Raw genomic sequence first — 7,930 nt, 5'->3', positions numbered from 1 at the left:
CTCATGCGCCGCGCCCCTCATGGTTGCGGCGCGGGTCGAGCAATGCTTCCATGACCGCCATGCGCACGGCGACCCCCATCTCCACCTGTTCCTGGATGACGCTTTGCGGCCCGTCGGCGATTTCGGAGGCGATCTCGACGCCGCGGTTCATCGGACCAGGATGCATGACCAGCGCATCGTCCTTGGCGGCTTTCAGCTTTTCGGCATCGAGGCCGAAATAGCGGAAATATTCGCGGATCGACGGCACGAAGGCGCCTTCCATGCGCTCGCGCTGCAGGCGCAGCATCATCACGACGTCGGCATCCTTCAGGCCCTCGGCCATCGAGCGCGCGACGATGACGCCCATCCGATCAATGCCGGAAGGCAGCAGCGTCGAGGGCGCCACGACGCGCACCTGCGCGCCGAGCGCGTTCAACAGCATGATGTTGGAGCGGGCGACGCGCGAATGCAGGATGTCGCCGCAAATCGCCACGATCAGCTTCGAAAGCGGGCCCTTGGCGCGGCGGATGGTCAGCGCGTCGAGCAGCGCCTGCGTCGGGTGCTCGTGCGCGCCGTCGCCGGCATTGACCACCGAGCAGCCGACCTTCTGGGCGAGCAGGGCGGCGGCGCCGGCCGACTGGTGGCGGATGATCAGGATGTCGGGCCGCATGGCGTTGAGCGTCATCGCCGTATCGATCAGCGTCTCGCCCTTCTTCACCGAGGAGCTCGCCACCGACATGTTCATGACGTCGGCGCCGAGACGCTTGCCGGCCAGCTCGAAGGACGACTGCGTGCGGGTCGATGCCTCGTAGAACAGGTTGATCTGGGTGCGGCCGCGCAGCGTCGAGGTCTTCTTTTCCGATTGCCGCGAGATCGCCACGGCCTGGTCCGCCCGATCGAGCAACAGCTCTATATCGGCGGGGGAAAGATCGCGGATGCCCAGAAGATGGCGGTGGGGAAAGAGCGGCAGGGACGAAGCGTCGGTCATCTCAAGGCGCTGCTATAGGGTGCGGTCCGGCCCGCCGCAAGCGCCAGCTTTGGATTGCGGGCGTTCTCCCCGGTATTTTCGTCGCGCGTGCCGCAACGCTTGGGCTATAAGGCCGGATGGCCTCGGATTCGTGATCGCGGCCTGGGGATGTAAGGAAGACGCGTGACCGACGAGGTGATCAACCAGCCGCCGCCGTTGACGGGCGGCAACGCTTGGCGGGGCGATCCGTTGCTCATCCAGCTTGCCGAACGTTTTTCGGATCCCGTGCGCAAGGATCTCGACGGGCTTGGCCGGTTCGTGATGACGCAGGAGGCGCAGGAGCTTGCCCGCCTCGCCAACACCGACACGCCGAAATTGCGCACGCATGACCGCCAAGGCCGGCGCCTCGACCTGGTCGAATACCATCCGGCTTATCACGCCTTGATGCGCCGCTCGGTTGCCGGCGGCCTGCATTCTTCCGTCTGGGAGAACGGCGATGCCGAGATCGGCCGCCGCCATCAGGTAAGGGCGGCGCGCTTCTATCTGACCGCCGAGCTCGAGACCGGGCATCTGTGCCCCATCACCATGACCAGCGCCTCGCTGGCGGCGCTGATGGCGAGCCCGAAGCTTTTCCGCGAATGGGCGCCGCGCGTGACGACGCGCAAATACGACCAGACGCAGAAGCCGCCGGTGCAGAAGACCGGGCTGACGCTCGGCATGGGCATGACCGAGAAGCAGGGCGGCACCGACGTGCGCGCCAACACCACCAGGGCGGAGCGCACGGGCAGCGGTTTTTATCGGCTCACCGGCCACAAATGGTTCATGTCGGCGCCGATGTCGGATGCCTTCCTGGTGCTCGGTCAGGCGCCGGAGGGGCTGTCCTGCTTCCTCGTGCCGCGCATCCTGGGCGACGGCTCCGGCAATGGCTTCCGCTTCCAGCGGCTGAAGGACAAGCTCGGCAACCGCTCGAACGCCTCGTCGGAGGTGGAGTTCGTCAATGCCATCGGCGAGATGGTCGGCGATCCGGGCGCCGGCGTGAAGACCATCATGGACATGGTGACGCTAACGAGGCTGGACTGCGCGGTCGCTTCGTCGGCGCTGATGCGGGCGGGCCTTGCCGAGGCCGTGCACCACACGCGCCATCGCCAGGTGTTCGGCTCGAACCTGATCGACCAGCCGCTGATGCAGCGGGTTCTCGCCGATATGGCGCTCGACGTCGCCGCGGCCACGGCGCTGTCGTTCCGGCTGGCGCGCTCCTTCGACGAGGCGGCCAGCGATCGCGGCGAGGCGGCCTTTGCCCGGGCCATGACGCCTGTGGTCAAATACTGGGTCTGCAAGATCGCGCCGGCGCTGCTCTACGAGGCGATGGAATGTCTTGGCGGCAATGGCTATGTCGAGGAAGCGCCGCTAGCCCGCTACTACCGGGAGGCGCCGGTCAACGCGATCTGGGAGGGCTCGGGCAATGTCATGGCGCTCGATGTGCTGCGCGTGCTTGGCCGCGCGCCTGGCCTGTTCGAGGAGGTGCTCGCGGGCATCGACCGCGATCTCGGCACCGGCGGACGCGGCACTATCGGCGTGCTGAAGGCGGCCATGCAGGTCGCCGCGACCGACCAAGGGTCGGCTCGGCTGCTCACTGAACAGCTCGCGCTGTCGGCCGCCGCGGCGGAGCTGCGCAGGCTGGGAGCAGGGCGGATCGCCGACGCCTTCGTCGAAACCCGGCTCGGCGGCCAGTGGCGCACCACCTACGGCATGCTCGATTCGCGCCATGATGCGCGCATGATCATCGACACGCTCTATCCGCCGGTGACCTGATCCGGCTCTAAATCAAAGAGTACGATCCGAAAACCGCTTCGCACGCTTCGGTGCCATGCTCCCAGAACGATTGCCTATCTGTGGATAGCCGTTAACCTTAACAAATGGTTTCCATTGCGGCGGACCTTCGCAAAGCCCAATCTCTGCTTGCTGGAGTAGGGAAGGGTTGACCATGGCCCGGGCTCCGCGAAGCAGGATTCGTATGCGGCACGTCTTGAGCTCAGTTCTGGCCTTGCATTGGGCGGTGGTCTTTGCCCTGCTTGCCTATGTATGCATGGACGGCAGCCGGGGCATAGCAGCGGCGCTTGGCGTCCTTGGCCTCTCGATCCAGGGCGGCCGGTTTCCGCAGCTTGAAAATGTCGCCGTGGTCGCGCCGCTTTCGGTCGCGCTCCTGACTGTCGCGGTGCTGTTCTGCTGGGCCTTTGTCGAAACGCTGCTCAACGGCCCGGCAAGGCCCGACGCAGGCGAAAGCGTTGCGCGGGTCGCTTTCATCTTCGCATCGTCGCTGCTTTCGCTGATTCTCATCGGCGGCGTGGTGCAAGGCATTGACGGCCTGTTCGTGATTCTCGGCGTTCAGATGACGGCACTGCTTGCCTCCTATGTTGCGGTGACGGCCGAGCGCCGCTCCGCCCTTGCCGCCGCAATGAATTTGCCCCAGGGCGATGTTCGCGCCGCCTCGCGCATGGCGATGGGGGCCGCGCACAGCTCCTTGCTTTCGCGCATATCCGGCCGCCCGGAAAGCAAGCCTGGAGGCAGGCGCTGATGCGCACGATATTCACACTCTGGGCTGCTCCGATGGCCATCTTCTGGGGATGGTTCTTCCTGTCGGCCAACGACATGAATTTCGGCTACGCGATGCTGAGCCGACAGGTGCACGATTTCGCTTTCCAGCTCTATGGCCAGATGCTCGGCGTCGACCCGGCCATCATACCGGGCATGGTGGCGCGGACCTGCGTTTTCGACTTCTTCCTGCTCATGGGGCTGTGGGCCTTCCGCCGCCGGCGCAACATCGCCGAATGGATAAGGCAGCGCCGGCAGGGCGACATCAGCCCCGATCGGCTCGGCCAAGCGACTGAAGCCGGTCCAACGCTCCCTGCAGAATAAAGGCGGCGGCCGCCGAATCGATCTTGCCGGCGCGCTTCTTACGCGAGAAGTCCATCTCGATCAGCGTCCGCTCGGCAGCGACCGTCGACAGCCGCTCGTCCCACAGCAAGAAGGGCAGGTGGGAAAGCGGCGCCATGTTGCGGACGAAGGCGCGCGATTTTTGCGCACGGGGCCCTTCCGAGCCGTCCATGTTCACGGGAAGGCCAAGCACGATGGCGCCGACATTGTCCTTCGCGAGCTGAGCGAGCAGTTGGGCGGCATCGAGCGAAAATTTCTTGCGCAGGATGACCGGGCGCGGATGGGCGAAGGACAACCCGCGGTCGGAGACGGCCACGCCGATCGTCTTATCGCCGAGATCGAGCCCGGCGAGCGTCTTGCCCTCGGCGAGACGCTCCGGCAGTTCCTCGATTGAAATAATGCCCAACGGCTTCCTCTGACATTTGGGCGTCACACATCCTTTTGACGTTAGGAAGCGCTGCGCCACTTTAAATTTGCCGCCAGCGTTCTATCCTTTGGCAACGGGAAAATCGAGGAAAGCATTCATGAAACTGACCTGGTACGGGCATTCGGCATTCCGCGTCGAGACCAAGGACGCCACCATTCTCATCGACCCCTATCTGGTCGGCAATCCGTCCTGGACGGGCGGCTGGGAAGGGCCGGCGGAAGGTGTGACTCACGTTCTCCTGACCCACGGCCATAACGACCATGTCAGCGGCGCGGTCGAGGTGCTGAAGAAAAGCGGCGCCATGCTGGTCGCCAATTTCGAGATCTGCATGTACCTCGTCGGCCAGGGCGTCAGCGGCGACAAGATCAATCCGGGCAATATCGGCGGCACCGTCGATTGCGGGCCGTTCACCACGACGTTCGTCCAGGCGCTGCATTCGTCCTCCTTCGGCGGTGAAGGCAGCACCAACACCTATCTCGGCAATCCGGGTGGACTCGTCCTGCATTTTCCCGAAGACAAGACGCTCTACCACATGGGCGACACCGACATCTTCTCCGACATGGGGCTGATCAACGAGCTGCACGAGCCAAAGGTCGGCATCGTGCCGATCGGCGACCGCTTCACCATGGGCGGCGCGGTGGCGGCCCTTGCCTGCCGTCGGTTCTTCGGCTTCGATACCGTCGTTCCCTGCCATTTCAGGACTTTCCCGATGATCGACCAGACCGCCGACAAATTCGTCGCCGGCATGGAAGGCTCGGGCGTCAACGTGGCGCTGCCTGAGATCGGCAAGCCGATCACGATCTAGGTCGCCTCATCGACCATTGGGGGGCAACGGGCGCAATCGCTCCGGCATCATGCATGTTGCGCGGCAGACGCCGCGCCGCTATAGCCCGCACTGGTTTTCCCGAGGCGAAAAGAACATGTCCGTTGATCTTCAGACCGTGAAGCGCGTCGCGCGCCTTGCCCGTATCGCGGTGAGCGAGGAGGACGCCGAGCGCATGACCGGCGAATTGAACGCCATTCTCGGCTTCGTCGAGCAATTGAACGAGGTCGATGTCTCGGGCGTCGAGCCGATGACCTCGGTCACGCCGATGGAGATGAAGAAGCGCCAGGATGTCGTTACCGACGGCAACAAGCCCGCCGACGTCGTCGCCAACGCGCCGGCGACGGAAGAGAATTTCTTCCTCGTTCCGAAGGTGGTGGAGTAGACCGTGGCTGTCGAGATCGCCGTCGAGACGCCTCTGCAGGACGACGTGCGCGCGCTGGTCGCCGAACTCAACGCCGCGCTGCTCGAGCTGACGCCGGCCGAGCATTGCTATCACCTGACGGTCGAGCAGATGGCCTGCTCGGACACGACGGTGTTCATCGCGCGCGACAACGGCCTTGCCGTAGGTTGCGGGGCGCTGAAGCGCCACGAAGAGGCGACCGGCGAGGTCAAGCGCATGTACACGCGGCCTTCGCATCGCGGCATGAAGATCGGCGCCGAGATCGTCGGGCGGGTCGAGGCGCTTGCCCGGCAGGAAGGGCTGACGCGCCTGGTACTCGAAACCGGCGATCGCCATCCCGCCGCCTGGACCGTCTATGAGCGCGCCGGATTCACGCGTTGCGGACCGGTGCTGGATTATCCCGACTCCGAATGGTCGGTGTTTTACGAAAAGAGCCTTGCCTGATGAGCGATCTCACACATCTCACCATTTCCGAGGCCCGCGCCCAGCTGCGCGGCAAGGAGATCACCGCGGCCGAGATCACCGAGGCCTATCTGGCGGCGATCGATCGCGCCAATCCGGTGCTCAACGCCTATGTGGCCGTCACCGCCGACAAGGCGCGCGACATGGCAAAGAACTCGGATGCCAAGCTTGCCAAGGGCGAGGGCGGCGCGCTGGAGGGTATCCCGCTCGGCATCAAGGACCTGTTCGCCACCGAAGGCATCCACACCCAGGCCTGCAGCCACGTGCTGGACGGTTTTAGGCCGCGCTACGAGTCCACCGTGACGTCCAATCTGTGGGCCGACGGCGCCGTCATGCTCGGCAAGCTCAACATGGACGAGTTCGCCATGGGCTCGTCGAACGAGACCTCCTATTACGGCCCGGTGATCAATCCGTGGCGGCGCTCGCGGCTCGACACGGTGGTGATGCCGACGACGCATCAGGGCGATGGCGGCTTCGTCTCCGCCGGCGGCACCAAGACCCAGCGCACGCTTGATAACGCCCAGCTGGTGCCAGGCGGTTCGTCCGGCGGCTCGGCGTCGTCTGTGGCCGCGTTCCTGTGCGCCGGCGCAACCGCCACCGATACCGGCGGCTCGATCCGCCAGCCCGCCGCCTTCACCGGTACGGTCGGCATCAAGCCGACCTATGGGCGCTGCTCGCGCTGGGGCATCGTTGCTTTCGCCTCGTCGCTCGACCAGGCCGGGCCGATCGCTCGCGACGTGCGCGACGCCGCGATTCTGCTGAAGTCCATGGCTTCCGTCGATCCGAAGGACACGACCTCGGTCGACCGCCCGGTGCCGGACTATGAAGCGGCGATCGGCAAGCCGATCAAGGGCATGAAGGTCGGCATTCCGAAGGAATACCGCGTCGACGGCATGCCGCAAGACATCGAGGCGCTCTGGCAGAAAGGCATTGCCTGGCTGAAGGATGCCGGCGCCGAGATCGTCGACATCTCGCTGCCGCACACCAAATATGCCTTGCCGGCATATTATATCGTAGCGCCCGCCGAGGCGTCGTCGAACCTCGCCCGCTACGACGGTGTACGCTACGGCCTGCGCGTGCCCGGCAAGGACATCATCGACATGTATGAGAAGACTCGCGCCGCCGGCTTCGGCCGCGAGGTCAAGCGGCGCATCATGATCGGCACCTATGTGCTGTCGGCCGGCTACTACGACGCCTACTATCTGCAGGCGCAGAAGGTGCGCACGCTGATCAAGCGCGACTTCGAGAATGTCTTTGCCGCCGGCGTCGACGTCATCCTGACGCCCGCGACCCCATCGGCCGCTTTCGGCATCGCCGACGAGGACATGGCCTCCGATCCGGTCAAGATGTATCTCAACGACATCTTCACCGTGACGGTGAACATGGCCGGCCTTCCCGGCATTTCGGTGCCCGCCGGCCTCGACGGCAAGGGCCTGCCGCTCGGCCTGCAGCTCATCGGCCGCCCGTTCGACGAGGAGACGCTGTTCCAGACGGCCAATGTCATCGAGCAGGCGGCGGGCAAATTTCAGCCGGAAAAGTGGTGGTAGGCTCATACCTCATCTGACAGAGGGTGAGGGATGTTCTACTACTTGTCGAAAGTCTTCTGGTTCTTCGGCCAGCCGATCAATCTGGCGATCTTCCTGCTGCTTGCCGGACTGTTCGCAGCGCTGTTCCAGCGCCGCCGGCTGGCGGCGACGGGAAGTGTGCTCGGCATCGCGATTCTGGTCCTTTCGGCCTGGACGTCGGTCGGTGCGATGATGCTCAACCCGCTGGAAGAACGTTTTCCGAAGCCGCCATTGCCTGAGAAGGTCGACGGCATCGTCGTGCTTGGCGGCGGCTTCGAGGGCGCAATCAACCTGGCGCGCGGCGGTTATGAGCTGAACAGCGGCGGCGACCGCATGGTGGAGACGGCGATCCTCGCCAGGCGCTTTCCCC

At 64.8% G+C, this 7,930-nt stretch carries 9 protein-coding genes and 1 pseudogene; 8 read left to right on the top strand and 2 right to left on the bottom strand.

Annotated elements, in window-relative coordinates; all coding sequences use genetic code 11:
* Nucleotide 1: 1 nt before the first annotated feature.
* On the bottom strand, nucleotides 2-967 hold the full coding sequence (locus EOA27_RS13070; protein ID WP_126082627.1) for an aspartate carbamoyltransferase catalytic subunit: 966 nt from the start codon (nucleotides 965-967) through the stop codon (nucleotides 2-4).
* A 162-nt stretch (nucleotides 968-1,129) separates the two neighbouring features.
* Between EOA27_RS13070 and EOA27_RS13065 the strand changes: the two genes are divergently transcribed.
* From EOA27_RS13065 to EOA27_RS13055, 3 genes are all read left to right on the top strand, one after another.
* Nucleotides 1,130-2,758: a DNA alkylation response protein gene (locus EOA27_RS13065; RefSeq protein WP_126060721.1), complete on the top strand. Its 1,629-nt coding sequence runs from the start codon at nucleotides 1,130-1,132 to the stop codon at nucleotides 2,756-2,758.
* Between the two features lie 202 nt (nucleotides 2,759-2,960).
* Nucleotides 2,961-3,521 (top strand): hypothetical protein, encoded by a 561-nt coding sequence (locus tag EOA27_RS13060; RefSeq protein WP_126082628.1) that lies wholly within the window; start codon nucleotides 2,961-2,963, stop codon nucleotides 3,519-3,521.
* Nucleotides 3,521-3,862: a DUF6105 family protein gene (locus EOA27_RS13055; protein ID WP_042642607.1), complete on the top strand. Its 342-nt coding sequence runs from the start codon at nucleotides 3,521-3,523 to the stop codon at nucleotides 3,860-3,862. The genes EOA27_RS13060 and EOA27_RS13055 overlap by 1 nt, the downstream gene beginning before the upstream one ends.
* On the opposite strand, the gene ruvX is transcribed toward EOA27_RS13055, so the two are convergent.
* Nucleotides 3,804-4,286 carry a Holliday junction resolvase RuvX gene (ruvX, locus tag EOA27_RS13050; RefSeq protein WP_126082629.1) on the bottom strand — a complete coding sequence of 161 codons (483 nt, stop codon included), beginning with the start codon at nucleotides 4,284-4,286 and terminating at the stop codon, nucleotides 3,804-3,806. The two genes, EOA27_RS13055 and ruvX, sit on opposite strands and share 59 nt — an antisense overlap.
* Before the next feature lie 118 nt (nucleotides 4,287-4,404).
* On the opposite strand from ruvX, the gene EOA27_RS13045 reads away from it, so the two are divergent.
* The 5 genes and pseudogenes from EOA27_RS13045 to EOA27_RS13025 form a co-directional block, all read left to right on the top strand.
* Complete coding sequence (locus EOA27_RS13045) at nucleotides 4,405-5,112, top strand: metal-dependent hydrolase (protein ID WP_126082630.1); 708 nt, start codon at nucleotides 4,405-4,407, stop codon at nucleotides 5,110-5,112.
* 115 nt (nucleotides 5,113-5,227) lie between these two features.
* Entirely contained in the window at nucleotides 5,228-5,515 is a 288-nt protein-coding gene (gene gatC, locus EOA27_RS13040; protein ID WP_126082631.1) for an Asp-tRNA(Asn)/Glu-tRNA(Gln) amidotransferase subunit GatC, read from the top strand.
* Nucleotides 5,516-5,518: 3 nt separating this feature from the next.
* Nucleotides 5,519-5,977, top strand: coding sequence for a GNAT family N-acetyltransferase (locus tag EOA27_RS13035; protein WP_126082632.1), 459 nt, complete (start codon nucleotides 5,519-5,521; stop codon nucleotides 5,975-5,977).
* On the top strand, nucleotides 5,977-7,542 hold the full coding sequence (locus tag EOA27_RS13030) for an amidase family protein (protein ID WP_126082633.1): 1,566 nt from the start codon (nucleotides 5,977-5,979) through the stop codon (nucleotides 7,540-7,542). Before EOA27_RS13035 ends, EOA27_RS13030 begins: the two co-directional genes overlap by 1 nt.
* A 30-nt stretch (nucleotides 7,543-7,572) precedes the next feature.
* Nucleotides 7,573-7,930: pseudogene (locus EOA27_RS13025) on the top strand (YdcF family protein); the annotation flags it as partial.

It is taken from the genome of Mesorhizobium sp. M2A.F.Ca.ET.037.01.1.1 (genome assembly GCF_003998075.1).
GTDB lineage: Bacteria > Pseudomonadota > Alphaproteobacteria > Rhizobiales > Rhizobiaceae > Mesorhizobium.
The sequence above is the reverse complement of the archived record's forward strand: the minus strand, read 5'-3'. Positions and strand labels throughout refer to the sequence as shown.